This window comes from Acidaminococcus sp., assembly GCF_057597765.1.
Window position 1 is genome coordinate 21,556 of sequence record NZ_DBMBXK010000008.1, and the last position, 24,480, is coordinate 46,035.

At 57.5% G+C, this 24,480-nt stretch carries 26 protein-coding genes; all 26 read right to left on the reverse strand.

The window, feature by feature from the left end; genetic code table 11:
- Window positions 1-3: 3 nt before the first annotated feature.
- The 26 genes from folK to trmFO all read right to left on the reverse strand — a co-directional run bounded on the left by folK (window position 4) and on the right by trmFO (window position 24,472).
- Window positions 4-486, reverse strand: coding sequence for a 2-amino-4-hydroxy-6-hydroxymethyldihydropteridine diphosphokinase (gene folK, locus ACZOF8_RS06660; RefSeq protein ID WP_022488325.1), 483 nt, complete (start codon window positions 484-486; stop codon window positions 4-6).
- A complete protein-coding gene (gene folP / locus ACZOF8_RS06665) occupies window positions 477-1,673 on the reverse strand; it encodes a dihydropteroate synthase (protein ID WP_022488326.1) in 1,197 nt (398 codons plus the stop codon). The genes folK and folP overlap by 10 nt, the downstream gene beginning before the upstream one ends.
- 1 nt (window position 1,674) lies before the next feature.
- On the reverse strand, window positions 1,675-2,439 hold the full coding sequence (gene folE2 / locus ACZOF8_RS06670) for a GTP cyclohydrolase FolE2 (protein WP_367996908.1): 765 nt from the start codon (window positions 2,437-2,439) through the stop codon (window positions 1,675-1,677).
- Window positions 2,436-2,798 carry a 6-carboxytetrahydropterin synthase QueD gene (queD, locus tag ACZOF8_RS06675; RefSeq protein ID WP_022488328.1) on the reverse strand — a complete coding sequence of 121 codons (363 nt, stop codon included), beginning with the start codon at window positions 2,796-2,798 and terminating at the stop codon, window positions 2,436-2,438. Before queD ends, folE2 begins: the two co-directional genes overlap by 4 nt.
- On the reverse strand, window positions 2,795-3,262 hold the full coding sequence (locus tag ACZOF8_RS06680; RefSeq protein ID WP_288219226.1) for a tRNA (cytidine(34)-2'-O)-methyltransferase: 468 nt from the start codon (window positions 3,260-3,262) through the stop codon (window positions 2,795-2,797). The genes queD and ACZOF8_RS06680 overlap by 4 nt, the downstream gene beginning before the upstream one ends.
- Window positions 3,262-4,443 carry a glucosaminidase domain-containing protein gene (locus ACZOF8_RS06685; RefSeq protein ID WP_154488518.1) on the reverse strand — a complete coding sequence of 394 codons (1,182 nt, stop codon included), beginning with the start codon at window positions 4,441-4,443 and terminating at the stop codon, window positions 3,262-3,264. The genes ACZOF8_RS06680 and ACZOF8_RS06685 overlap by 1 nt, the downstream gene beginning before the upstream one ends.
- Window positions 4,444-4,506: 63 nt before the next feature.
- The gene (locus ACZOF8_RS06690; protein WP_022488330.1) at window positions 4,507-5,934 is read right to left on the reverse strand and encodes a sodium:solute symporter family protein; all 1,428 of its coding nucleotides are present in this window, start codon (window positions 5,932-5,934) and stop codon (window positions 4,507-4,509) included.
- Between the two features lie 182 nt (window positions 5,935-6,116).
- Entirely contained in the window at window positions 6,117-6,782 is a 666-nt protein-coding gene (locus ACZOF8_RS06695) for a metal-dependent hydrolase (protein WP_022488331.1), read from the reverse strand.
- 12 nt (window positions 6,783-6,794) lie between these two features.
- Window positions 6,795-7,727 carry a homoserine kinase gene (thrB, locus tag ACZOF8_RS06700; protein ID WP_022488332.1) on the reverse strand — a complete coding sequence of 311 codons (933 nt, stop codon included), beginning with the start codon at window positions 7,725-7,727 and terminating at the stop codon, window positions 6,795-6,797.
- Window positions 7,728-7,744: 17 nt separating this feature from the next.
- Window positions 7,745-9,055, reverse strand: a complete 1,311-nt coding sequence (locus ACZOF8_RS06705) for a homoserine dehydrogenase (protein ID WP_022488333.1) — start codon at window positions 9,053-9,055, stop codon at window positions 7,745-7,747.
- 117 nt (window positions 9,056-9,172) lie between these two features.
- Window positions 9,173-9,625 carry an ACT domain-containing protein gene (locus ACZOF8_RS06710; RefSeq protein WP_487426703.1) on the reverse strand — a complete coding sequence of 151 codons (453 nt, stop codon included), beginning with the start codon at window positions 9,623-9,625 and terminating at the stop codon, window positions 9,173-9,175.
- A gap of 73 nt (window positions 9,626-9,698) precedes the next feature.
- A complete protein-coding gene (locus ACZOF8_RS06715; RefSeq protein WP_022488335.1) occupies window positions 9,699-10,691 on the reverse strand; it encodes an NAD(P)H-dependent glycerol-3-phosphate dehydrogenase in 993 nt (330 codons plus the stop codon).
- A 225-nt stretch (window positions 10,692-10,916) separates the two neighbouring features.
- Window positions 10,917-11,519, reverse strand: a complete 603-nt coding sequence (gene plsY / locus ACZOF8_RS06720) for a glycerol-3-phosphate 1-O-acyltransferase PlsY (protein WP_154488522.1) — start codon at window positions 11,517-11,519, stop codon at window positions 10,917-10,919.
- A 15-nt stretch (window positions 11,520-11,534) separates the two neighbouring features.
- Window positions 11,535-12,866: a ribosome biogenesis GTPase Der gene (der, locus tag ACZOF8_RS06725; RefSeq protein ID WP_487426704.1), complete on the reverse strand. Its 1,332-nt coding sequence runs from the start codon at window positions 12,864-12,866 to the stop codon at window positions 11,535-11,537.
- Between the two features lie 24 nt (window positions 12,867-12,890).
- A complete protein-coding gene (gene fni / locus ACZOF8_RS06730; protein ID WP_487426705.1) occupies window positions 12,891-13,937 on the reverse strand; it encodes a type 2 isopentenyl-diphosphate Delta-isomerase in 1,047 nt (348 codons plus the stop codon).
- 28 nt (window positions 13,938-13,965) lie between these two features.
- Window positions 13,966-16,014 (reverse strand): bifunctional 4-hydroxy-3-methylbut-2-enyl diphosphate reductase/30S ribosomal protein S1, encoded by a 2,049-nt coding sequence (locus tag ACZOF8_RS06735; RefSeq protein ID WP_487426706.1) that lies wholly within the window; start codon window positions 16,012-16,014, stop codon window positions 13,966-13,968.
- A gap of 3 nt (window positions 16,015-16,017) precedes the next feature.
- Window positions 16,018-16,614 (reverse strand): lysophospholipid acyltransferase family protein, encoded by a 597-nt coding sequence (locus ACZOF8_RS06740; RefSeq protein WP_022488339.1) that lies wholly within the window; start codon window positions 16,612-16,614, stop codon window positions 16,018-16,020.
- Window position 16,615: 1 nt separating this feature from the next.
- Window positions 16,616-17,281: a (d)CMP kinase gene (gene cmk / locus ACZOF8_RS06745; protein ID WP_022488340.1), complete on the reverse strand. Its 666-nt coding sequence runs from the start codon at window positions 17,279-17,281 to the stop codon at window positions 16,616-16,618.
- Window positions 17,278-18,540: a BaiN/RdsA family NAD(P)/FAD-dependent oxidoreductase gene (locus tag ACZOF8_RS06750; RefSeq protein ID WP_154488525.1), complete on the reverse strand. Its 1,263-nt coding sequence runs from the start codon at window positions 18,538-18,540 to the stop codon at window positions 17,278-17,280. Before ACZOF8_RS06750 ends, cmk begins: the two co-directional genes overlap by 4 nt.
- Entirely contained in the window at window positions 18,537-19,271 is a 735-nt protein-coding gene (locus ACZOF8_RS06755; protein ID WP_154488526.1) for a pseudouridine synthase, read from the reverse strand. The genes ACZOF8_RS06750 and ACZOF8_RS06755 overlap by 4 nt, the downstream gene beginning before the upstream one ends.
- Window positions 19,272-19,292: 21 nt before the next feature.
- Window positions 19,293-19,841, reverse strand: coding sequence for an SMC-Scp complex subunit ScpB (gene scpB / locus ACZOF8_RS06760; protein WP_022488343.1), 549 nt, complete (start codon window positions 19,839-19,841; stop codon window positions 19,293-19,295).
- Window positions 19,819-20,547: a segregation and condensation protein A gene (locus ACZOF8_RS06765; RefSeq protein WP_022488344.1), complete on the reverse strand. Its 729-nt coding sequence runs from the start codon at window positions 20,545-20,547 to the stop codon at window positions 19,819-19,821. The genes scpB and ACZOF8_RS06765 overlap by 23 nt, the downstream gene beginning before the upstream one ends.
- 18 nt (window positions 20,548-20,565) lie before the next feature.
- The gene (locus ACZOF8_RS06770; protein WP_022488345.1) at window positions 20,566-21,192 is read right to left on the reverse strand and encodes a site-2 protease family protein; all 627 of its coding nucleotides are present in this window, start codon (window positions 21,190-21,192) and stop codon (window positions 20,566-20,568) included.
- Between the two features lie 176 nt (window positions 21,193-21,368).
- Window positions 21,369-22,145, reverse strand: coding sequence for a GTP-sensing pleiotropic transcriptional regulator CodY (codY, locus tag ACZOF8_RS06775; RefSeq protein WP_022488346.1), 777 nt, complete (start codon window positions 22,143-22,145; stop codon window positions 21,369-21,371).
- A 12-nt stretch (window positions 22,146-22,157) separates the two neighbouring features.
- Window positions 22,158-23,093, reverse strand: a complete 936-nt coding sequence (gene xerC / locus ACZOF8_RS06780; protein WP_022488347.1) for a tyrosine recombinase XerC — start codon at window positions 23,091-23,093, stop codon at window positions 22,158-22,160.
- Window positions 23,094-23,155: 62 nt separating this feature from the next.
- Window positions 23,156-24,472, reverse strand: coding sequence for a methylenetetrahydrofolate--tRNA-(uracil(54)-C(5))-methyltransferase (FADH(2)-oxidizing) TrmFO (gene trmFO / locus ACZOF8_RS06785; protein ID WP_022488348.1), 1,317 nt, complete (start codon window positions 24,470-24,472; stop codon window positions 23,156-23,158).
- Window positions 24,473-24,480 lie beyond the last annotated feature (8 nt).

Consider the following 24,480-nt stretch of genomic DNA (forward strand, 5'->3'; position numbering starts at 1 on the left):
TCGTCATTTGTTTCGTTGTTTGTCTTCTTTTTGCCGGAGTTCCTCCCACAGTTCCCCGATGGTCCGATGGAGCACCGGGTGGACCACCTGGGCCCCGATGGCTGCCAGAGGCTCCAGCACAAAGCTTCGGTTGGCCATGTCCGGATGGGGCAGCACCAGGTCATGGCTGTGGATCTGCTGATCTCCGAAAAGGAGCAGATCCAGGTCGATGTTTCGTTCTCCCCAATGGCGTTTCCGCTGCCGGCCCATTTCCAGCTCAATGGCCAGAAGGGTATGGAGGAGACTTTCCGCATCCCCCGGCCACTCCACTTCCGCCGCTCCGTTGAGGAATTCCGGCTGGTCCGTCACCCCATAGGGTTCCGTGGTAATAAGGGGAGATACCTGGATCACCTGGATTCCATGGTGCTCCATCAGTTCCAGGGCCCGGCGGATATTCTGTTCTTTGTCCCCCAGGTTGCTGCCCAGGGCCACATAGGCTACTGACATGCCCGGATCGCCTCCAGCATCCGGATCAGCCGGACATTTTCCTTCACATCGTGGACCCGGACCATCTGGGCGCCAGCGTACACGGCGGCAGCCGAAAGGGCCATGGTCCCTTCCAGCCGTTCTTCAGTGGGAAGCCCACCTAGCACCTTGCCGATGAACCCCTTCCGGGAGCCGGCCAGGAGCACCGGGATCCCGTGTCCGGTCATTTCCCCCAGCCCGCTGCACAGTGCCAGGTTCCCTTCCAGGTCCTTGGCAAAGCCCAGGCCCGGATCCAGGATCACCTTGTCCTTCCCCAGTCCCGCTGCCTGGCAGGCTGCCGCCCGCTCCAGCAGATACTGAGACACTTCTCCCGCCACATTGTGGTAGGTCTTCAGTTCGTCCCCCATCATGGTCTTGGGGGTGCCCCGCATGTGCATGAGCACCAGGGGAGCCTTGGCCCGGGCAGCCACATCCAGCATCCGGCCGTCCCCGGTAGCGGCGGTAACGTCGTTGATGATATCCGCCCCGGCTTCCAGAGCCGCTTCCGCCGTCTCTGCATGGTAGGTATCCACACTGAGGATGCTCTCCGGGAAATGCTTCCGCAAAGCAGCCAGAGCCCCGGTTACCCGGCGTTTTTCCTCTTCCGGAGTCACCGGATCCGCTCCCGGCCGGGTGGATTCTCCTCCGATATCCAGCAGGTCCGCCCCGTCCCGGAGCATGGTTTCCGCCTTGGCCAAAAGGGCCTGTTCTCCGCTGATCCGGGAACCGGCATAGAAGGAATCCGGGGTCACGTTCAAAATCCCCATGACCCGCATTTTCTCATAGGTCAGCTTCCGGCCGTCGGCCAGTACCGTCACCAGGGTCCCCGGTTCCAAAAACTCCCACAGATCGTCCATAATGGCCTGGATCCCGAACCAGTTGGCCATGGAGCCCAGCTTCTTCACCAGGTCCCGGTACTGCCGCCGGTTTCCCAGAAGGATCACATCCACCCGGTCCAGGCTGCAGTTGATGGTGCCCTTGGGGTTCACACATTCCCCTCCCAGAGCCAGCATTTCCTGTTTCAGGATGTTGGCGGCGGGAGTGCGGATCTGGAGCAGTTTCAGGGGCAGCACGGAAGCCTTGGGTTCCATAAGCTGGATGCCCATGGGATGGACTTCGATTTTTTCCATTTCATAACGGATCCGTTCAGGAGGAATGGTCAGATACATGTCACACCTCTTTTTCTACTGTAGCAAAGGCATTGTGGTTGTGGATGCTCTCCTCGCTTTCCACCGTGACCGTATACCAGTCGATCCGGGGATCGGCATTGAGCTGCAAAGCGATTTCCCGGACCGCGTCCTCCACGAACCGGGGATTCTCATAAGCCATTTCTGTGACGCATTTTTCATCCGGCCGTTTCAAAAGAGAATACAGAGGAGTGGAAGCGCCTTTTTCCGCCATATCCACCAGTTCTTCGATCCACACCGGCTGGGAAGAACGGATGCGGATCCGGGCCCAGGCCCGCTGGTTGTGGGCCCCGTATTTACTGATTTCCTTGGAACAGGGGCACAGGGTGTGGATGGGTACATCCACGCCCACTTCCAGGGAGAAGGTGTCCCCTTTTTCCGCCTTGAAATGGCAGTCCACGTCCAGATAGCTTTCGATGCCGCTGACAGGAGCCTTTTTGGTGATGAAATAGGGGCAGGAAAATTCCAACAGGGCCTTCCGGGCTTCCAGTTTCTGCCGGAGCCCGTCCAGCACTTCTTCCAGTTCGTGGGGACGGATGGGGCCCACCTGCTTCAGGCATTCCACGAAACGGCTCATGTGGGTGCCCCGCTGTTCCTGGGGCAGATCCACTGCCAGGGCCACTTCCGCCACCGTATGCTGGCTGCCTTTTTCCCGGTCCGCCAGCACAATGGGCCACCGGAGGTTCCGGATGCCCACATGTTTCAGTGCAATGTGACGCAGATCCTGCTGCGCCTGGACATCTTTCAGCATGATTCACCCCGGTACACAATGCCGCTGGTCTTGGTTTCCCAGACCTGGACTTCATAGAGGGCATAGTTGGCCCCGGTGAGCGGTTCCTTCAGTTTGTTCCACACCCAGACAGCAATGTTTTCCGCAGAAGGCTGGGGCAGGATGTCGTTGAGGCAGTGATGGTCCAGCTGGTCCACCACCAGATCCTTCACCGTGTGCTTGAACTGGACAAAATCCAGCACCATGCCTTCCTGGTCCGGATGGCCTTCCACCTTCACCACCAGCTTGTAGGTGTGGCCGTGGAGATGTTCACATTTGCCGTGGTAATTGGGCAGATAATGGGCTGCGTCAAACTCAAATTCCTTGATACAGATCATATGGTTCCCTCCTGAAGATCAAAATCGTTTTGCCGCAAAGCTTCGTAAAGGACAATGGAAACCGAATTGGCCAGGTTCAGGGACCGGGCTTCGGAAACCATGGGGATCCGCACACATTCCTCCCCATGGGCCAGCCGGAAGTCTTCCGGGAGGCCGGCGCTCTCCTTGCCGAAGATCAGCAGGGAATCAGGTCCGTAATGGACCCGGCTGTAGGATTTGTGGGCGTGGGTGGTCAAGAGGAAGCGGGGGCTGTCCGGATAGGCGGCCAGCACTTCTTCCACGGAATCATAATAGTGGATGTCCACCAGGTGCCAATAGTCCAGACCGGCCCGTTTCAGGTATTTGTCATCCACGGAAAAGCCCAGGGGCCGGACCAGATGGAGACTGGCTCCTGTGGCGGCGCAGAGCCGGGCAATGTTCCCGGTATTCCCGGGGATTTCCGGCTCCACCAGTACAATGTGCATCATTTCAATACGCCTCCATCCCAGTCATTGCCGGAAATGGCGATGATTTTTTTCATTTGTTCGTGGAGATTCAGGATCTTCTCCGCATAATAGCTGCCGGTGGCCCATTTGCCGTTGAGCTGGGACCAGCGGGTGTAGAAGCCGTTCTGGACCTTGCCCTTGTACACCAGATAGTACCGGGGGTCGATCACCGGGGTGGCCGGCAGCCGGTCGGTGGTATAGGCCATAAGATGCTGGACATGGGCCCGGACCCCGTCCCTGGGAGTGGGGAACCAGGCGCCCTGGACCGTAGCGCTGGTGGTCCCCAGACCGCAGAAGTTGTTCTGGGCCGGGACCACCGTGCCCCCGAACCGGAAGAATCCGGTTTCCAGCAGGGCCTGGCAGAACACGATGTCCCACCGGAGCCCTTCCCGGCTGGCTTCCTGGTAGTACAGATCCACGATCTGTTCCGGGGTGGCCTTGATGGGCAGTTTGGGATTGTACCGGCGGAGCAGCACCACCGCCTGGTCCCGGGTGGCTTCGCCGGGTCCGGCAATGGTCACTTCCTGGTAGTTGTCCGGCAGTTCCCAGATCTTCGCCCTGGTGGTCAGATGGTTGATGATGATCTGCAGGCTGGGATCCGTGATCACACGGTCCTGGTTTTCCAGCTTCAGCAGTTTGTCCGGGTCCGGCCACCGGGGCAGGGTAAGCTTTTCTCCCACTACAGCGATCATACCCTTCCGGATCACCAGGCTGTCCTGGTCCGCCGGCCCCAGATCCCGGATCACCGGAGTCCTGGGACGTTCATTTTCTCTGTCCCGGCGTTTTTCCTTTTTGGGAGGTTCCGCCGTATGAGTCTTTTCTTCCCGGGCCGGTTTCTTCTCCTGCAGGTCCCGGGCTTTTTTCTGTTTCCGGTCCTTTTTGTCCTCTTCTTTCCGGTGCCGCCGGATCCGTTCCCGGAAGCTCAGGGGCTTTTTCTCCTGCTCCTCATCTGTTTTCCGGACTTCTTCTTTTCTCTGTACTTTTTCTTTCTTGTCCTGTTTCTTTTTCTGGACATGGGACAGCGGTCCGTCAGTTTCGTCCAAAAGAACGGTTTCCGCCGGCTTCACACCCTGTTCCAGGGGAGAGGCCCAGGCGGTGCCGGTCCCCAAAAGGCCGGCCAGTACAAGGCCCAGGGCCAGCCGTTTCTGTTTCTTGTTCAATGGGTCATACCTCGTTACTCAATAGATTTTTGGGAGCCAGGCTCCCCTTCCCCACTGTCTTCCTTATTTTTCCCCAGTTTTTTGCCGGGGGAACACCCACAGGCTCACCAGCATCACCACAGCAGCCACAATGATCCCCAGGCTGGTGGAATTCAGGATGCCGATGCCCTTGCCTCCATTGAAAAACTTCAGCCCCAGCACCACAGCCACCCCCAGCACGGCGGAACAGAAGGCCCCCCGGGTGGAGGCTTTTTCCGTAAACAGGCCGAACAGGAAGGGAGCTGCCAGAGATACGGTCATCAGGGAATAGAAAATGGCCAAAGCGGTAATGATGTTGGCCATGTAGCAGGCAATGAAGATCCCGGCGATGCCGCAGAGCACCGTCAGTTTCCGGCTGACCTTCAGCAGTTCCTCATCGGAAATATCCGGACGGAAGAAGGTTTTGTACAAATCCTTGGATAAAGAAGTGGCCAGCATATACAGCACCGTATCACAGGTGCTCACTTCCGCGGCAAAAATAGCAGAAAGAGCCAGTGCGGATACCCCGAAAGGCATCATTTCCTTCATGGCCTTGGGCAGGGCCAGTTCCTGGTTCCCCAGATCCGGAAAGGCCGCATAGGCGCACATGCCGATAAGCATGGGCAGGAAAGCGAACGCCAGTTGGACGATGCCGTTCCACAGGGTCCCCACCCGGACGGCTTTTTCATCTTTGGCCGCATAGACTTTCCCGATGAGCCCCGGAGAGATGCAGAAAGCCGGGGTCAGCATGAGGAAATACCCCACAATGGCGGTGGTGCCCATGCCATCCCAGGCAAAATACTTCGCCGTCAGGGCCGGATCGGCCATATGGCTGGCCACAGCGGCCTGGAGTCCGCTCCATCCTCCCACATACTGGAGGGCAAAGGGTGTGGCAATGCAGAATCCCATGAGGATCACGATCAGTTCGATGATATTCACAATGGCGGCACTTTTGATGCCCCCGGCGGAAAAGTACAGGGTCACAACCACCGCGGCGATGATGATGCCGTAGAGTTTTTCAATCCCCGCCACCACGTTCAGGATCCAGGCAATGCCCAGCAGCTGGCCGGAAAAAAGAGCCAGGGTGCCGATGGCCATCATGGTGGAGGTGACTCCCCGGAAAGCGTGGGAATAGCGGAAATCCAGATAATCCCCCATGGTATACAGATTGTACTTCCGGGCCACTTTCCACACAGCCGGCCCTACAATATAAGCCAGGATCAGGGACCCCAGGCCGCTGCAGCCGATCCACCACCAGCTGGAAACCCCGAATTTGTACGCCAGTCCCGTTACCCCCACTGTGGAACCTGCTCCGATGTTGGCTGCAATCAGGGTTGTGAACAAAAGCCCCGCATTGAAGGAGCGTCCGCCCACAAAGAAGTCCGCTGCACCTTTCACATGTTTCCCCACCAGATGACCCAGGAGGATCAGCAAAAGCGCATAACCTACAATGACCCCAAGATACAAATTCATGAAAATCACTCCAAGCAGTTTATAGTAAGGTGCGACTGGAACTCAACAATCATCATTGTACTTTACTTGAGGCGTATTGTAAAGGAGGGGGTGACGCAATGCGTCACCCCCTCTGGTTGTCACTGGTCACTGGCCGAGAGACCAGTGACCGAGGGTGTGAACCTTTTCACACCCCCTTTTTTTTACAATTCCACCGTCTTCCCCGGTTCCACCACCAGCACTTTGCTTTGGGTGGTGGTTTCCACTTCCTTCTTAAAAGCTGCAGGATCCTGGGCGATGAGAGGCCAGGTGTTGTAGTGGATGGGGATCACCAGGGGCACATTCAGCAGTTCCGCCGCCAGACGGGCGTCTTTGGGGCCCATGGTGAAGTTGTCCCCGATGGGCAGAAGGGCCACATCGATGGTTTCCAGCCGGGGCAGCAGAGCCATATCCCCGAACACACTGGTGTCCCCGGCAAAATACACGGTCTTTCCCCCGAATTCCACCATGAACCCGCAGGAGTGGCCGCCTGCAATACCGCTGCCGTGGAAGGCGGGGGTCACCCGCACCCGGCCGAAGGGGAACTGATGGGTGCCCCCCAGGTGCATGGCATGGGACCGGAGCCCGTGTTGGGCTGCATCATTGGCGATTTCTGCCGTGGAAATGATCAGGGCATCCTGTTTTTTGGCGATTTCATAGGCAGAACCCAGATGGTCCCCGTGATAATGGGAAATGAAGATCACGTCCGCTGCCACATCCTCCGGCTTCAGGCCTTCCGGATTCCCCTCCAGATAGGGGTCGAACAGCAGGGTGGTCTTCCCGTCAGACAGGGTGAAACAGGCATGATGGATATAATGGAACTGCAGCATGGTGATTCCTCCTTATTGGATATCGATGACTCTGGCTCCCTCCGGATCAATGTCCAGCACATGGAGAGCCGTTTCAATGTTCCGTTTCCGGAAGGGCGCCGCCATGGCTTCTCCCACCTTCCGGGCATCTCCCTCCGCCGGCACATAAGCCAACAGGGTGGAACCGGCGCCGGAAATGATTCCATTGTAGGCTCCCGCCTGCCGGGCCCCTTCCAGGGCTTCTTCCGCTCCCGGGATCAGGGGCAGACGATAGGGCTGGTGGAGCCGGTCTTCCAGGGCCGTCCGCAGGAAGTGATAGTCCCCGGTCAAAAGAGACCCTACCAGGAGAGCCGCCCGGCTTACATTGTACACCGCATCTTTGTGGGACACTTCCTGGGGCAGAGCCGCCCGGGCCTTGGAAGTGGGCAGGGGGATGGAGGGCACCAGCACCACCAGCTGAAGGGGTCTGGCCAGGGCAAGCTTCAGGCTTTCCACCTTCCCCTCTTCCATGACATTCACAGTAATGCCCCCCAGAATGGCCGGAGCCACATTGTCCGGGTGGCCTTCGATCCGGGTGGCTTCCGTCACCAGCTCCTCTTTGGAAAGAGGGCTGCCCGCCAGGGCATTGGCCGCTGTAAGCCCGGCCACAATGGCAGTGGAACTGCTGCCCAGGCCCCGGGATACGGGAACTTCGATCCGGGTGGAGATCCGCAGGCCGGTGGCCGGTTTCCCCAGTTTTTCCCAAAGGATGCAGAAAGCTTCCGCCGCCAGGTTGTTCCGGCCCTGGGGCAGGGATTCCCCTCCCTGGCCCTCCGCTTCCACCTGGATGCCTTCTGCTTCCGGCACCCGTTCATAGGTGAACCGGTTGTACAGGGTACAGGCCAGCCCCAGGCAGTCAAACCCGGGTCCGCAGTTGGCGGAGGTGGCAGGGACCTGTACCGTCACTTTTTTCAACATATCTGCCATGGTCAGCGCCTCTTTCCTCAGTCCAGGGTGCTGTCTTCCACCCGGATGATGTTGCAGATCCGGGCTACCACAGCCAGTTTGGACAGGGCGTCGGCGGCTTTCCGCAGGGCGAACTCAGAGACCCCGTAGGTGATCACCACGATTTCCGCCAAGGTGCCCAGGGACCGTTTCTGGACAACGGTCTTCAGGCTGACCTTGTTTTCCCCGAAGGCGGAGGCAATGGTGGCCCAGACACCGGGCTGGTCTTCCACCAGCATCCGGATGTAGCAGGGAGAGATGATTTCTTCCAGGGGCAGCATGGGTTTGGCTTCGTAGCAGGTGCAGCCCACCCGGCCGGTGCAGCCGGCCAGGATGTTCCGGGTGCTTTCGATGATATCCCCGCATACGGCACTGGCCGTAGGCATCCGTCCGGCGCCCCGGCCGAAGAACATGGCTTCTCCTACAGGCTGGCCTTCCACATACACCGCGTTGAACACATCGTTCACCGTAGCCAGGGGATGGTCCTTCCGGAGCATGGTGGGATGGACCCGGGCGCTGACCCCTTTGCCTTCCTTCTGCTTGGCGATCCCCAGGAGCTTGATTACATAGCCCAGTTCGTCAGCGTATTCAATGTCCCGGGAAGAAATCTTGTCGATGCCTTCCACATACACATCGTCCAGGCTCACCCGGCTGTTGAAGGCAATGGAGGCCAGGATGGCAATCTTCCGGGCCGCGTCGAAGCCCCCCACGTCGGCGGTAGGGTCGCTTTCCGCATAACCCTTGTCCTGGGCTTCCTTCAGCACTTCCGCAAAATCCATATGATCCTGGGTCATTTTGGTAAGCATGAAGTTGGTGGTACCGTTGATAATCCCCATGATCTTGCTGATTTTGTTGGCTGCCAGGCTTTCCTTCAAAGGACGGATAATGGGAATCCCCCCGGCCACCGCCGCTTCGAACAGGAAGTCCACATGGTTGGCCGCCGCCAGTTCGAACAGTTCCTTTCCATGGACGGCCACTACGTCCTTGTTGGCGGTGACCACGTTCTTGCCGGCTTTCAGCGCCGCCTCCATGTATTCCAGGGCCGGGTGTTCCCGTCCCATCAGTTCCACCACAATGTCAATGTCCGGATCGTTGACAATGTCTTCGATTTTGTCTGTGGTGGCCAGGGAGGCATCCAAGGCCCGGACCTTTTCCGGATGACGGGCCAGGACCTTTTTGATGCAGATTTCCGCCCCCACCCGTTCGGTGATCAGCGGCCGATTCTGGTTCAGCACCAGGATCACACCGCCCCCCACGGTGCCGGCTCCCAGCAGTCCGATGTTGATTTTCTTCTGTTCGTTCTTAGCCAATTCCCCTCATCCTCCTGTTGTAAAGGGGCTGCCGAAAACGACAGCCCTCTGAAAATCCTGCAGATATCCTGTTTTACCCCTTCCGGGAAGCCGGTTCCTCTGTTTTTCTTTCCCGGGTCAGTCCACCTGGCCCAACACGTCCAGCCGCTTCACTCCGTCAATGAGCCGGAGTTTGTCCATCAGGGCTTCCATATCGATGTTCAGGTACTTGGTCTCCACCGAAATGGTGGTATTGGCCACACCCTGGAGAGGCACACCCTGGTTGATGGTGATGACGCTCCCCCCATCGGCAGCAATCGTGTTCAGCACACTGGAAAGTACCCCGGGCTTGTGTTCCAGCAGCAGAGAAATGGTAATGACCTTTTCCTTGCTGGCATCGTAAAACGGGAAGACATAATCCTTGTATTTGTAGTAAGCACTGCGGCTGAGCCCCACTTTGCTTACGGCCTCGTTGACATTCTTCATTTTACCCCGCTTCAGGATTTCTTTGACCAGGATGGTCTTTTTGATTGCTTCTGGAAGAATTTCTTCTCTTACCAAATAAAATTCTGATTTCTTCTCGTTGTTCATGTGTTATCTATCCTTTCCATAAGAATGTTAATCCTTCCTAGGAAGACATTATATCATAGTGCGTGGAATAATGCTACTCTTTCTTGGCAGTTCTTTTCATCAAATCCCCGATGGCCTGGCGCACATCCTTTCCCTGGAACAGCACCTGGTACAGCTGTTCGATGATGGGCATTTCCACCTGATGGGCCCGGGCCAGTTCCCGGACCACCGGCGTGGCGTTGATCCCTTCGATGACCATATGGGTGCCGCCGGTGATCTCCTCCAGGGTCTTGCCCTGAGCCAGGGCATAGCCGGCGGACCGGTTCCGGCTGAGAGGGCTGGTGCAGGTGGCAATCAGGTCCCCCACCCCGGCCAGACCAAAGAAAGTGGCCCGCCGGGCTCCCATCTTCACCCCCAGCCGGGTCAGTTCCGCCAGTCCCCGGGTGATCAGCCCCGCCTGGGCATTTTCTCCCAGCCCCAGGCCGGACAGCATCCCTCCCACCAGGGCAATGCAGTTCTTCACACAGCCGCACAGTTCCACCCCCACAAGATCCGTGGAGGTATAGGGACGGAAGTAGGGAGTCAGGAAGCACTGCTGGAGGAACCGGGCCTCTTTCATCTCCCGGCAGGCAATCACCGTGGCAGCCGGCTGCTGCTGGGCGATTTCCCGGGCCAGGTTGGGACCGCTGAGGGCAGCAATGGCCCGGGCCCGGGGGAAAGTTTCCTCCAGGATATCCGTCATCAGTTTATGGGTGGCAAGATCAAATCCCTTGGTGCAGGTAAGGATCACCTGGCTGCGGCAGTCCGTGATGGCCGCCACCTGCCGGGCAATGGACCCCATCCCTTTGGAAGGCACCACGAACACCAGGACTTCCGCTCCCGTGACAGCTTCCTTTAAATCCGCCGTCACCTGGATGGAGGGGGAAAGCCGGAAATCCGGCAGGTAATCCCCGTTGCAGCGGGTTTCCCGGATCTTTGCCGCCTTCTCCGGGTTCCGGGCCCACAGGCACACGTCCCGGCCGTTGTCCGAAAGGATCTGGGCCAGTACCGTTCCCCAGCTCCCGGCCCCAATCACAGCTGCTTTCATGGTTTCAACTCCTTTGCAAATAGAAAGGGCTGTTGCAGGTGCAACAGCCCTTTGGTCGCGGGTCTCGAGTCGCGGGCTTGTTGGTGCAAACCGAAGACCCGTTTTTTGATTCCAACCGATGTTACCTTATCATTCTATAGAAAAAGAACAACCGGATTCAGCGTCCAGGCTCGCGGCCCATGGCCCGCGACCCGTGACCGGGGTGTAAATCCTTTCACACCCCTATCATTTTTTCCAATGTCCCTGCCGGATCTTGCTTTCTGTGCCATTTTTCAGGCGGATCATGTTCTGGTAGTGACGGGCCACCACAACGATGGCACACAGGCCTGCAAAGGCCACCAGTTTCCAGTCATACCCCAGGTACCAGGCGGAAAAAGGAGCCGCCAGAGCCGCCAGGATGGACCCCAGGGACACATAACGGGTAACGAATACCGTTGCCAGCCAGATGGTCAGAGAAAACACCGCCACTTCCGGCATGAAGTACAGCAGGATCCCCAGACCGGTGGCCACCCCTTTGCCTCCCTTGAATCCACACATCCAGGAAAAGCTGTGGCCCAGTATGGCACAGGCGGCGCATACCAGCTGTACCGTCAGATCCGGAGAAACAAACCGGTTCACCAGGTACAGGGCCAGCACCCCTTTCAGCAGATCCCCCAGAAGCACAAAGGATGCCATCCGGGCCCCGACGGTCCGGAACACATTGGTGGCACCGATGTTGTGGCTGCCATAATCCCGGATATCGATGCCGCATACCAGCTTCACCAGCAGCAGCCCGCAGGAAATGGACCCCAGGAGATACCCGATCAGTGCACTGAGAAAGTAATCCATAATCATCAACCGTCCTTATGCCTCGTCCTCGTTCTTGCCCCGGACGATGATGTTGATGGGCGTGCCCTTGAACCCGAAGGCTTCCCGCAGCTGATTTTCCAGATACCGCTGGTAGGAGAAGTGCATGATCTCCGGTTCGTTGCAGAAAATCACGAAAGTGGGCGGTTTTACCTTCACCTGAGTGATGTAGAGGATCTTCAGCCGTTTGCCTTTTTCCATAGGCGGCTGGTTCATGGCCACCGCATCGGTGACCACCTGGTTCAGCACGCTGGTGGAAATCCGCATGGCGTTGGCTTCCGCCGCATCCTTGATCATTTCCGGCAGCCGGCTGATCCGCTGCTGGGTCAGAGCGGATACGTACACCACATTGGCGTAGGGCATGAAGATCAGTTCGTGGCGGATGTTCTTGGTGAATTCTTCCGTGGACATCACCGTCTTGTTGGGATACAGATCCCATTTGTTCACCACGATTACGATGCCCTTCCCTGCCTCATGGGCATAGCCGGCGATTTTCTTGTCCTGTTCCGTAATTCCTTCCTCGGCGTTGAGTACCAGGAGCACCACGTCGCTCCGGTCCACAGCCCGGAGAGTCCGGATGATGCTGTATTTTTCGATGGGTTCGTCGATTTTCCCTTTCCGGCGCATGCCGGCAGTATCGATGAACAGGTAAGTCTGGCCGTCTTTTTCCACCGGCACGTCGATGGCGTCCCGGGTGGTGCCCGCCACGTCGCTGACAATGGAACGGGTCTGGCCGATAATATCGTTGAAGATGGAGGATTTGCCCACATTGGGCCGGCCGATGATGGCCACCTTGATCACGTCTTCATTGTCCTCGTCATCGTCGGATTCCGGAGGGAATTTCTCCACCACGGCATCCAGCAGGTCCCCCAGATTCAGCCGGTTGGAGGCGGAAATCAGGTAGGGTTCCCCGATGCCCAGGTTGTAGAATTCGTAGGCTTCTGCCTCCTGTTTGGGAGTATCTGCCTTATTCACGGCCAGCACCACCGGTTTTTTGGACTGGCGGAGCATTTTGGCCACTTCCATATCGTCGTTGGTAATCCCGGTACGGGCATCACACACAAACAGGATCACATCCGCTTCCCGCACGGCAATTTCCGCCTGCTGGCGGATGGAAACCGCAATGGAATCAGTATTCTGCATTTCAATGCCCCCGGTATCCACCATGGTGAATTTCCGGTCCAGCCATTCCGCGTCAGCATAGAGACGGTCCCGGGTCACACCGGGGGTATCTTCCACAATGGAGATCCGGCTGTCGGCAAATATGTTAAATAGTGTTGATTTGCCGACATTGGGTCTGCCGACAATGGCAACTATGGGTTTGCTCATGGAAAGAACCTCTTTCAGTTAAATTCATTTTTCCCCGTAGGGAAGAGCGCGGACCGCTGCGGCCAGGTCCCCGGTAACATAATACCGCACCTGCCGCAGGTCCTCCACTCTGGTACACCCGGTGAGGGTGTAAAAATCTTTCACAGCTTCCAGCAGCTGCCGGATCCAGTCTATGGCTCTTTGGGGTCCCCCGCCGTTCCGGACAAAACGGAGGATATTTCCAGCCATCCCCACAGCATTGGCTCCCAGCATCTGGGCCTTGAACACGTCCAGGGCCGTCCGGATGCCTCCCGAAGCGATAATGCCCTTTTGCCAGCCTTTGGCTTCCACCACTTCCAGAAGGGACAGGGCCGAAGGAATGCCCCACTCGATCAGTTCTTTGTTCCCTTCCCGGTTGCGGCAGCATTCAATGGCCGGGAAATTGGTGCCGCCGGCCCCGCCGGTATCCAGGATGGATACCCCGCAGTCCAGCAGCCGTCTGGCGTCTTCCCGTTCCATACCGCAGCCTGTTTCCTTCACGATTACAGGGACTTCCGACTGTTCACAGATAGCGGCGATCTGTTCCAGCCAGCGGGAAAAATCCCGGTCCCCTTCTTCCATGGCCAATTCCTGGGCACTGTTGAGATGGATCTCCATGGCCTGGGCTTCCACCATGTCCACAGCCCGGCGGGCTTCCTCCGGAGTGGCCAGTGCACTGACGTTGGCAAAGATCACCCCGTCGGGATTCTCCTCCCGGACCACTTTGTAGGTGTCTGCATACTCTCCGGACCGGACGGCTCCGTACTGAGACCCTACGGCCATGGGACACCCGGTTTCCCGGGCGATCAGGGCCAGTTTCCGGTTCAGATGGGTGACTTTCTCCGCCCCTCCCGTTATGGCGTCGATCACCAGAGGGTGGGGCAGAATGCCCACCCCGGGCAGGCTGGTGGAAAGGTCCACTTTCCTCCGGTCCACCTGGGGCAGGCAGCGATGCATCACCTGCACATCAGAAAAGCCGGTGGCCCTTGGACCATCCTCAAGGTGCACGGCATACTTGATGTGATCGATTTTACGGCTCTCCCGGCTTTTCATCTGTATAAACCCCGCTTATTCCGACAGCTTATTTGTGAGCTTCTGCTTCGGCTTCCGCTTCAGCCAGTTTTTCACCCAGGCCCTGGGACAGAGTGCTCTTCTTGCCCAGATACTGACGCATTTCAGCCTTTTCGGCATCTTCCTTGGCTTTGGTGATGCTCAGGGCAATCTTCTTGTGTTCGGTATCCACACGCAGGACTTTCACTTTCACTTCCTGGCCGATTTCCAGAACATCTTCCGGTTTTTCAATCCGCTGTTCAGCGATTTCGGAAATGTGGATCATGCCTTCGTTCTTGTCGTTCAGTTTCACAATGGCACCGAAGGGCAGGAACCGTACCACAGTACCGGTCACTACATCGCCCACATGGAATTCCTTGGCAGCAGCCACCCAGGGATCTTCCTGGAGAGCTTTGATGGACAGGCTGATACGGCCTTTTTCTTCATCCAGGCCTTTGATGTACACATTGATCTTTTCGCCCACTTTGTACAGGTCAGCCGGTTTCACGCTGCGGTCCCAGGACACTTCAGAGATGTGCACCAGGCCCTGGACCATGGGAGCGATTTCCACGAACATACCGAAATCAACGATGCTCTTGATGGTCCCTTCCACAGTTTCGCCTTCATGGAAGGTCTGGAAAGCCTTTTCCAGGGCTTCTTTCCGTTCTTCTTCCCGTTTGGCTCTTTCTTCTTTATAGGCAGCGTTCTTGGCAGCCCGTTCTTCACGCAGGACGTTTCTCCGGGAGAATACCAGACGTTTCTTTTCCGGGTTGATTTCCAGCAGGGAAACTTCCAGGTCTTTGCCTTCATATTCCTTCACATCATCCACATGCTTCAGATCCAGATGAGAAGCAGGGATGAAGCCAGTCAGTCCATCATAGGAAACAGTCAGGCCGCCTTTTACAGCCCGCAGGCCTTTTACCTGAACAGTCTTCTTGTCAGCCAGTTCTTCCGGCAGTTTCAGCCAAGCCTGGACAGCTTCAGCCTTGATTTTGCTCAGAACAACCAGACCATCCTGGTTTTCGCTGGCAATAACCTTCAGGGTCACTTTGTCGCCCGGTTTCACAGTGGGGGCTACGGTGTCCTTGGTCCCACCCAAAGTCCATTGGTCGAAGGCCACAGAACCTTCACTCTGATACCCGAAGTCTACCACGACCTCATCATCGGTCACCTCTACCACGGTAGCCTCCACAATCATGCCAATGTGCAATTTCATGCATTCCTGTTCGCCCAACAAACTTTCCATCGTTTCCATAGTTCCAATAGCCTCCTCAATAATTTCCTGCGGCGTCGATGCGCCAGCAGTGATGCCAATTTTTTGTGCTCCGGCCAGCATCGGTCCAGTGATCTCGCTGGCGTCCTGCAAAAGATAGGAACGGGGGTTGATTTCCCTGGCCAGTTCCCACAGGTGTCTCGTGTTGGCACTGTTCTTGCCGCCAAACACGAAGAAAGCATCTGTTTTCCCTGCCAGCTGCCGTGCGGCAGCCTGTCGTTCTGCGGTGGCAGTGCAAATGGTTCGCACGACTTTATAGTCGCCCGGACGTTTCTCCTGAGCCATTCGAAGCAGAAGGTTAAACTTCTCAGCTTCAAAAGTCGTCTGACTGACTACCCCAAACTTATCTTTTTCAGGAAGAGATCCAAGATCATCGGGTGTTTCGATGATCACAGAATCGCTGCCTGCCCAAGCCTTGATACTTTGCACCTCAGGATGACGCTTCTCCCCAATAATGATGACAAAACGGCCTTCGTCCGCCAGTTCGGCAGCCGTTTTCTGTGCTTTCCGCACATGAGGACAAGTGGCATCGATGACTTTCAGTTCCCGCTGGCGGGCCTCCTCATAAAGAGCAGGGCCCACACCGTGGGATCGGAATATGACTGTATCGCCAGCCGCGAATTGCGCCAGCTTCTCCTTGCATTCTACACCTTGCTGTTTCAGTTTTTCGACAACACGGGGATTATGAACCAATTCACCCAGAGTGGCAATACTATCATTATACCCTTTTGCTTGCAGTTCTGCAACGTGTATTGCTCTTTTTACTCCATAACAGAATCCGCAGGGGTCTGCAACATAGATTTTCATCCGTCAATTATCGCTGTGCGCGTCCATAAGAGCCTGGATTTCCTTCATCAGCTCTTCGCTCAGCTCCTCCACTTTCAGTTTGTTTCCCTGTTCGTTTTCCAGCTTCATGGGCTTGCCGAACACCACGGTGATCCTGGGCCAGAAGCTTTTCCGGCGTTTCAGGTCGCTGCCCAGGATGCAGGTGGGCACCACTTCCGCCTTCCCCTTCAGGGCAATGGCCAGAGCCCCGGGCTGGGCTTTGCCCAGTTTCCCGTCCCGGCTCCGGTGGCCTTCCGGGAAGATCCCCAGCACCTCTTTGTGCTTCAGGATGGTAAGAGCTGTCCGGATGGCATGGGCATCCCCTGCTCCCCGGTGGACCGGAAAGGCTCCCAGGCTTTTGTACAGGGTTCCCAGCACCGGTACGAACAGCTCACTTTTGGCCATGAAATGGACCGGCCGGGAAGAGGCCGTGCCCACCATGGGCGGGTCCAGCAGGCTTACGTGGTTGCAGGCGATCACTACCGGTCCCTCTTTGGGGATGTTGTCCCGGCCAATGACCCGGAGCCGGTAAATGATCCGGAACAGGATGGAAAAAATCAGCTGGACAAAGCGGTACCACATGTTACAGCACCTCTCTGGCCATGGCGGCAATCTGTTCCGTCACCTGATCGATGGAAAGATGGGTGGAATCCAGATACCGGGCGTCTTCCGCACACCGGAGGGGAGAAATCTCCCGGTTTTCATCCAGGGCATCCCGCTGGGCGATCCGTTTTTCCAGGTCTTCCAGGGATACCTCCGTACCCTTTTCCTTCAGTTCCAGATACCGGCGCCGGGCCCGTTCCTCCACGGAAGCGGTCAGGAACACCTTCAGCTGGGCCTGAGGGAATACCACGGTGCCGATGTCCCGGCCGTCCATGACCACGCCGCCCTCACAGCCGATCTTCCGCTGGGCCGCCACCATGGCTGTGCGCACCCCGCCTACAGCTGCCACTTTGGACACGTTCCGGGACACTTCCAGGCTGCGGATGGCATCGGTGACTTCCTCCCCGTCCGCAAAGACCCGGTTCACTCCATCAGCGTACCGGAAGGTAATGGCAATCTGGTCCGCAATGGAAGTGACCGTCTCGTCGCTGAAAGGCTTCCCGCTTTCCAAAAACCGCAGGGTCACCGTCCGGTACATGGCTCCCGTATCGATGTAGGCATAGCCCAGAAGGGCCGCCACCTTTTTGGCGATGGTGCTTTTGCCGGCTCCCGCCGGGCCATCAATGGCAATGATGATTTTTTTCACACAGATTCCTCTTTTCCATCCAAAGCGGCGTGAGTCCCTGCCACACAGCCTGACGAAAAGGCTGCCTGGAGGTTGTAGCCGCCGGTATATCCATCCACATCCATCAGTTCTCCGGCAAAGTATAGGTTGGGCACTTTTTTGGAGGCAAAGGTGGAGGGATTGATTTCTTTGGTGCTTACGCCCCCGGCGGTGACAATGGCTTCCGCCAGGGGACGGGTGCCGGTCAGGGGCACCATGAAGTTTTTCAGGGTCTCCACCAGACGCTGCCGCTCCTTCCGGGTGATCTGGTTCACTTCCTGCTCCGGTTTCAGGCAGGCGGCGTCGATGATCACCGGGATCAGGCTCTGGGGCAGCAGATCATGGAGTCCGCTTTTCAGCTGCTTCCGGCTGTATTTGGCAAAATCCCGCTGGACCCGGGCGTCCAGCTGTTCCGGAGCAAGGGCCGGCTTCAGGTCGATGGACAGGTCCAGGAGAGCCTGGGGATCCTTCTTCCAGGCGGTGGAAGCCGCCCGGGACAGGGTCAGCACAATGGGCCCGCTGACCCCGAAATGGGTGAAGAGCATTTCCCCGAATTCCTGGCCCAGCACCTTGTTTCCCTTCAGCAGGGTGGCCCGCACGTTCCGCAGGCTCAGGCCCTGGAGGGACCGGATCTCCGGGTCGTCGCTTTCCAGGGGCACCAGGGCCGGCCGGGGAGGCACAATGGTGTGCCCGGCTTCCCGGGCCAGGGCATACCCGTCCCCGGTGGAACCGGTCCGGGGATAGGAAGCCCCGCCGGTGGTCAGGACCACCGCATCCGCAGGGATCATCTTGCCGTCCCCGCAGACCACCCCTGTGACCCGTCCCTGTTCCAGTACCAGTTCCCGGACCCGGGTGTTGGTCCGCAGTTCCACCTTCTTTTTCCGGAGGATCTTCTCCAGGGTTTCCACCACATCCAGGGCCCGGTCGCTCTGGGGAAACACCCGGCCTCCCCGTTCCACCTTCACCGGCAGTCCGTTTTCTTCCAACAGCTCCATTATATCCCGATTGGTGAAGGTATGAAAAGCCCCAAATAAAAATTTTCCGTTTCCCGGCAGCATGGGGATCATGTCCCTCATGTCACAGGCGTTGGTGATGTTGCACCGTCCCTTGCCCGTGATCATCAGTTTCCGGCCGGGCATGGCCATTTTTTCCAGGAGCAGCACCCGGGCTCCGTTTTCCGCCGCCTTGATGGCCGCCAGGATCCCGGCTGCTCCGGCTCCCACAATCACAACCCGCTTCATTTGTTATCCTGTCCTTCCAGGGAGGCTACTTCTTCGGGAGTCAGTTCCCGGAACTCTCCTTTTTTCATCCCCTCCAGGGTCAGGTCTCCCACCTGGATCCGTTTCAGGGATTTCACCGGGAATCCAATGAAGTCGCACATCCGCCGGACCTGCCGGTTCCGTCCCTCATGGATGGTCACTGTGAACCGGGTCAGGTTTTTGTCCGGATTCCATTCCTTCACATATACCACCGCAGGAGAAGTGAGCCCGTCTTCCAGGGGCACCCCCAGCCGGAGCACGTCCAGTTTTTCTTCCGGCACCCGGCCGTGGACTTCCACTTCGTAGGTCTTGTCCACATGGTGGCTGGGATGGGTAAGATGCTGGGCCAGCTCCCCGTCGTTGGTCATGAGCAGCAGCCCTTCTGTGAGATAATCCAGCCGTCCCACCGGGTACAGCCGCTGGTGGAGCCCCGCCATCAGATCCGCCACCGTCCGCCGGCCCTGGGGATCCTTCATGGTGGTCACCACCCCTTTGGGTTTGTACAGCAGGTAGGTGTGCCGGGCGCTTTTCCGGTGGATGGCCTTCCCGTCCAGGGTGATTCGGTCCGCCTTCCCCACCCGGGTGCCCAGTTCCGTCACCGTTTTTCCGTTCACCTGCACCCGTCCGGCCAGGATGATCTTTTCACATTCCCGGCGTGAAGCCACACCGGCGGCTGCCATGACTTTCTGGAGCCGTTCTTTGGTTTGTTCCATATGGTTGTCTAATCCTTTCACTCAGTCAAATAAAGGTTCCGGTTCTTCCAGCCGGCCTTCCAGCACTTCTTCCGGCAGTTGGGGCAGATCCTCCAGGGAATTGAGGCCGAAGGCCTTGAGGAATTCCTCCGTAGTGCCGTAAAGGATGGGCCGGCCGATTACTTCCTTCCGGCCCACTTCCCCCACCAGGTCCAGTTCCACCAGGGTGCTCAGCACCCCGTCCACCTTCACCCCCCGGATGGCTTCCATTTCGCTTTTGGTCACCGGCTGCTTGAAGGCCACAATGGCCAGGGTCTCCATGGCTGCATTGGACAGCTTCACTTCCTGTTTTTCCTGGAGCCGGCGCACCAGGCCCGCCGCTTCCTTCTTGGTTACCAGCTGCCAGCCTCCCGCCGCCTGGCGCAGTTCGATGCCCCGGCCGGCCTGCTGGTATTCCTGCTGGAGGGTTTCCAGCAGCTGGGCCACTTCTTCGGTGGAACAGAACAGGGCCCCTGCCGCCCGCTCCAGGGTCAGGGGATCCCCGCTGGCAAAGAGCAGGGCTTCCAGCTCAGCGGTTTTCTTCAGTTTCATGGGCCTCCTCCTTCCGGGGTTCCAGGACCATGGGCCCGAAAGGCTCTTCCTGGATCAGATCGATTTCCTTCAGCCGCAGCAGTTCCAGCACGGCCAGGAAGGTGGCGATCACCTCGCTGTGGTTTTTCCGGTCCTGGAGCAGCTGGCGGAAATCCATTTTTTCCTTTCTTTTGCCCAGCGTCTCCCGGATGGCCTCCATCCGTTCCTGGACGGGGAATTCCTGCCGGGGAATCACCGTTTCCTCGTCCTCCTGCCGGGGCATGAGCCCGGCCAGGGCCCGGAGCAGGTCCGCCAGGCCGTACCGCTTCACCTTCTGGAGCACCTTTCCCTGGGGTTCCGGAGACCGGGCGGTCTGGAGGCTGGCCCGCTGGAGACATTCCCGGAGAGCCTGGGCCAGCTTTTTGGTTTTCCGGTATTCCACCAGCATGTCCACCAGCATCTGCCGGGGATCCGGTTCTTCCTCCCCCTCTTCCTCCGGGTCCCGGGGCAGCAGCATCCGGGATTTGATCTGGAGCAGGATGGCCGCCATCAGCAAAAATTCGCTGGCCACGTCCAGGTTGTATTCCTGCATGGCATTGATGTAGGCAATGTACTGCTCCGTAACGGAAACAATGGGAATATCATAAATATCGATTTTGTCTTTTTCAATCAGGTGGATCAGCAGGTCCAACGGGCCCTGGAAATCCGCCAGTTTCACTTGGTACACAGGCCGCCTTCTTCCCGGTCAGAACAGAAACAGGGCCAGGATTCCCCGGCACAGCTGGAGATACAGAGTGGACAGCGGATTGATCACCAGGCCCACGATTCCGGTAAAGCACAGGATGATCAGGATCAGGTTGGTATAGGGCCCCACCATCCGCTCATAGGCCAGGGCCTTGTCCAGAGGCAGCGCCGTCTGGAGCACCTTGTATCCGTCCATGGGGGGAATGGGGATCAGGTTGAAGAAGGCAAACCATACATTGTACAGCATGAGCCAGTTCAAAAACAGCAGCACGCCCCGGCCGGCGTTGAAGTACCGGGCCAGGAACAGCTGGAGGAACATGGCCAGAAAGGTGACGAACAGATTGCTGGCCGGGCCTGCAAAAGCCACTTTCAGCATCCCTTCCCGGGGGTTGGGATAATACCGGGGGTCCACCCGCACCGGTTTGGCCCAGCCAAACCCCACCAGTACCAGCATCAGGGACCCGATCAGGTCCAGATGGGCCAGGGGATTCATGGTAAGCCGTCCGTCCGATTCGGGAGTAGGGTCCCCCAGGCTGGCGGACATGGCCCCGTGGGCATATTCATGGACCGTAATGGTAAACAGCAGCGCCGGGATCCGGTAGATCAGAGACGCATCCAGATTGAGCATAGGGAAAATTTCCTTTCCATTAGGTAGAATTCAAATCAGAGCCGGCGCAGCCGGCCTCCTGCGGCCGCTGACCGTTGACAGCTGACGGGGCAGCAGCCCCATATCCCTATCATACTACCATAAAGCCGAAAAAGGGTCAAACTGCATCCTGCAGCCTGACCCTTTTCCCCATTTCCTTATTTTTTGTGTTCTTTCAGCCCATCCCGCAGGTATTCGTTGAGAATCCGTACATAGGTCCCTTTCATTCCCAGGGATTCGGTTTCCAGCACCCCGGCGCTTTCGAATTTCCGCAGGGCGTTGACGATCACGCTCCGGGTGATCCCGGCCTGGTCGGCGATCTTGCTGGCCACCAGCAGTCCTTCGTCCCCGGGCAGTGCCTTGAGGATTTCAGAAATGGCTTCCAGTTCGCTGTAGCTCAGGTTGGAGAAGGCGATCTGGACCATGGCCTTCTTCCGGCTGGCTTCTTCAATATGCATGGCTTTGTCGTGGAGCAGCTGCATGCCGATGACCGTAGCGGCATATTCGCTGAGCAGCAGGTCGCTGTCCACGAATTCTTTCTTGAATTTCCCCAGGATCAGGGTCCCCAGACGGACACCGTTCCCGAAAATGGGCACCACCGTGGTGTATTTGCTTTCAAACAGGCATTTGGTCCCTTCGCTGAAAGCGCACATGTTCTTCACCAGACGGTAGTTGGAAGACGTTTCCCGGATTCCTTCCAGCCATTTCACATAGTCGGCAGGGAAACGGCCCACATCCAGCACTTTTTTGATCATCAGCTCGCATTCAAAGCCGTCCAGGATGGAGTAGCCCAGCAGCTCTCCGTCGCTGGAGACGATGTAGATGTTCGCCTTGATGACGTCCTTCAGCACTTCCGCCATCTTTTTGTAGCTGACGGTTTCCGTGTTCTGAAGCAGTTTGTTGATCATACGCGTTTTTTCCAGTAAAGCTAACATAGTAAGTCCCTCCTAGGCCCTTGGATGATGTTTCTCATAGACTGCGGTGAGACGTTCCGCCGTCACATGAGTATAAATTTGTGTTGTGGATAAGCTCACATGTCCCAGTAATTCCTGTACAGCCCGCAGATCCGCCCCGTGATCCAGCAGATGGGTGGCAAAGGTGTGCCGTATGGTGTGGGGGCTCACATGTTTCTGCAGGGCACACATGTCCACGTATTTGTCCAGGATCCTCCGTACGCTCCGGCTGCTGAGAGGTGTCCCCCGGCTGTTCACGAACACAGCCTGATGAGGAGCTGCCTGGTACCGGACCATCAGCTGCCTTCGGCTGCGGCGGAGATAGTCTTCCATGGCCGCCACACAGGGATGCCCCAAAGGCACCAGCCGTTCCTTCCGGCCCTTCCCCATCAGGATGGCATACCGGTTGCCCAGATCCACCCGGGTCAGCGTAAGTCCCACCAATTCGGAAACCCGGCAGCCTGTAGAATAGAGGAATTCCAGGATGGCCCTGTCCCGGCGGCCCAGGACAGTGGTACAGTCCGGCATCCGCAGCAGGAGATTAATTTCAAATTCTTCCAAAAATACAGGCAGCTTCTTTTCCAGTTTGGGAGTCCGCACCTGGGTAAAGGGATTGGTCTTCACCCGGTCTTCCCGCCGGAGATACCGGTAGAAAGAACGAAGAGAAGAAATCCTTCGGGCGATGGTCCGCCGGGCCAGTTTATCATCGTGCATCAGCGCCAGATAGGAACGGATGTCCAGGACAGTGACCTGGGGCCAGCTAAAAGATTCCTTCCGCCGGACCATAAAGTCTCTGAAATGCCGGATATCCGCCAGATAATTCTCAATGGTCAGGGGGGAGGCGTCCTTTTCCACCTCCAGATAGGTGGCAAAGTCCTCCGCCCATTTCCCAAGTTTTTCTGAGGAACCCGGAGTATGTGTCAGTTCCATGGCAAGCCTCAAATTGTACGAATTTTATTGAATTCCCGACAATTCATACTACCATATTCAGACTAATCATGCAAGTTATTTTTTACATTTTCGAGAAAGTTTAGACTTCTGGCAGCTATAGCCGCATTTTTCTCTTTTTTCCCCCGGATCCTGGGGCCATCCCAGGGGGCGATCAGCCCGAAATTAATGTTCATAGGCTGGAAATGCTTTACCTCCGGGTTGCTGATGTAGTGGCTCAGGGCTCCCATGGCAGTCTCTTTGGGGAACAGCACCTGTTTTTTCCCGGCTATGGCCCGGGCAGCATAGATTCCCACCGCCAGACCGGAGGCGGCGCTTTCCACATACCCTTCCACCCCGGTCATCTGACCGGCAAAATAGAAATGAGGCCGGTTCCGGAGGGAATAATCCGGGTTCAGCAGCAGTGGACTGTTCAGGTAGGAGTTTTTGTGCATCACCCCGTACCGGACGAATTCCGCATTTTCCAGTCCCGGGATCATCCGGAACACCCGTTTCTGTTCCGGCCATTTCAGATGGGTCTGGAACCCTACGATGTTGTACAGGGTCCCGGCCCCATTGTCCTGGCGGAGCTGGACCACTGCATAGGGGTCCTCCCCGGTCCTGGGATCCGGAAGTCCCACCGGCTTCAGAGGTCCGAACCGCATGGTGTCTTCTCCCCGGAGGGCCATTTCTTCAATGGGCATGCAGGCTTCGAACACATTGTGCTCGAAATCCTTCACCGGAGCCGTTTCTGCATGGCACAGTTCCTGCCAGAACCGGAGGTATTCCTCTTTGGTGAAAGGGCAGTTGTAATAAGCCGCTTCCCCTTTGTCGTACCGGGAAGCCTTGTACACCTTGTCCTGATCCAGGGAATCCACGGTGACAATGGGGGCCGCCGCATCGAAGAAATGGAAGTAATCCTTTTCCACCAGCTGCTGGATGGCTTCGGAAAGGGCCCCGCTGGTGAGAGGTCCGGAGGCGGTGATTACATAGTCCTCCGGAGCGAACCGGCTGTAATCAGTGACCTCTTCTTCCACCAGGGTCACCAGGGGATTTTCCCGGATGGCGTCAGTGACGGCCTGGGCAAACCCTTCCCGGTCCACTGCCAGGGCTCCCCCGGCAGGCACCTGGTGGGCATCGGCGCAGGCGATGATCAGGGAATCCAGCCGGCGCATTTCCTCCTTCAGCAGGCCCACGGCGTTTTCAATGTTGTTGGCCCGAAGGGAATTGCTGCATACCAGCTCACTGAACAGGGCCGTATGGTGGGCCGGGTCGCTTTTTTTCGGGCGCATTTCGTGGAGCATCACCGGGATCCCCCGGCGGGTCAGCTGCCAGGCCGCTTCACAGCCTGCCAGCCCGGCTCCGATAATATGGACGGTCATGGAAATTT

Excerpts from the sequence above, each read along its gene's own strand:
- ACZOF8_RS06690 (WP_022488330.1), bottom strand. The coding sequence starts at position 5,934 with ATGAATTTGTATCTTGGGGTCATTGTAGGTTATGCGCTTTTGCTGATC.
- folP (WP_022488326.1), bottom strand. The coding sequence starts at position 1,673 with ATGTATCTGACCATTCCTCCTGAACGGATCCGTTATGAAATGGAAAAA.
- ACZOF8_RS06695 (WP_022488331.1), bottom strand. The coding sequence starts at position 6,782 with ATGCTGCAGTTCCATTATATCCATCATGCCTGTTTCACCCTGTCTGAC.
- ACZOF8_RS06735 (WP_487426706.1), bottom strand. The coding sequence starts at position 16,014 with ATGAAAATCTATGTTGCAGACCCCTGCGGATTCTGTTATGGAGTAAAA.
- scpB (WP_022488343.1), bottom strand. The coding sequence starts at position 19,841 with ATGAAACTGAAGAAAACCGCTGAGCTGGAAGCCCTGCTCTTTGCCAGC.
- folK (WP_022488325.1), bottom strand. The coding sequence starts at position 486 with ATGTCAGTAGCCTATGTGGCCCTGGGCAGCAACCTGGGGGACAAAGAA.
- xerC (WP_022488347.1), bottom strand. The coding sequence starts at position 23,093 with ATGGAACTGACACATACTCCGGGTTCCTCAGAAAAACTTGGGAAATGG.
- queD (WP_022488328.1), bottom strand. The coding sequence starts at position 2,798 with ATGATCTGTATCAAGGAATTTGAGTTTGACGCAGCCCATTATCTGCCC.
- trmFO (WP_022488348.1), bottom strand. The coding sequence starts at position 24,472 with ATGACCGTCCATATTATCGGAGCCGGGCTGGCAGGCTGTGAAGCGGCC.
- codY (WP_022488346.1), bottom strand. The coding sequence starts at position 22,145 with ATGTTAGCTTTACTGGAAAAAACGCGTATGATCAACAAACTGCTTCAG.
- ACZOF8_RS06750 (WP_154488525.1), bottom strand. The coding sequence starts at position 18,540 with ATGAAGCGGGTTGTGATTGTGGGAGCCGGAGCAGCCGGGATCCTGGCG.
- ACZOF8_RS06710 (WP_487426703.1), bottom strand. The coding sequence starts at position 9,625 with ATGAACAACGAGAAGAAATCAGAATTTTATTTGGTAAGAGAAGAAATT.
- ACZOF8_RS06770 (WP_022488345.1), bottom strand. The coding sequence starts at position 21,192 with ATGCTCAATCTGGATGCGTCTCTGATCTACCGGATCCCGGCGCTGCTG.
- ACZOF8_RS06755 (WP_154488526.1), bottom strand. The coding sequence starts at position 19,271 with ATGGAACAAACCAAAGAACGGCTCCAGAAAGTCATGGCAGCCGCCGGT.
- thrB (WP_022488332.1), bottom strand. The coding sequence starts at position 7,727 with ATGGCAGATATGTTGAAAAAAGTGACGGTACAGGTCCCTGCCACCTCC.
- ACZOF8_RS06715 (WP_022488335.1), bottom strand. The coding sequence starts at position 10,691 with ATGAAAGCAGCTGTGATTGGGGCCGGGAGCTGGGGAACGGTACTGGCC.
- fni (WP_487426705.1), bottom strand. The coding sequence starts at position 13,937 with ATGAAAAGCCGGGAGAGCCGTAAAATCGATCACATCAAGTATGCCGTG.
- der (WP_487426704.1), bottom strand. The coding sequence starts at position 12,866 with ATGAGCAAACCCATAGTTGCCATTGTCGGCAGACCCAATGTCGGCAAA.
- plsY (WP_154488522.1), bottom strand. The coding sequence starts at position 11,519 with ATGGATTACTTTCTCAGTGCACTGATCGGGTATCTCCTGGGGTCCATT.
- ACZOF8_RS06740 (WP_022488339.1), bottom strand. The coding sequence starts at position 16,614 with ATGTGGTACCGCTTTGTCCAGCTGATTTTTTCCATCCTGTTCCGGATC.
- ACZOF8_RS06680 (WP_288219226.1), bottom strand. The coding sequence starts at position 3,262 with ATGCACATTGTACTGGTGGAGCCGGAAATCCCCGGGAATACCGGGAAC.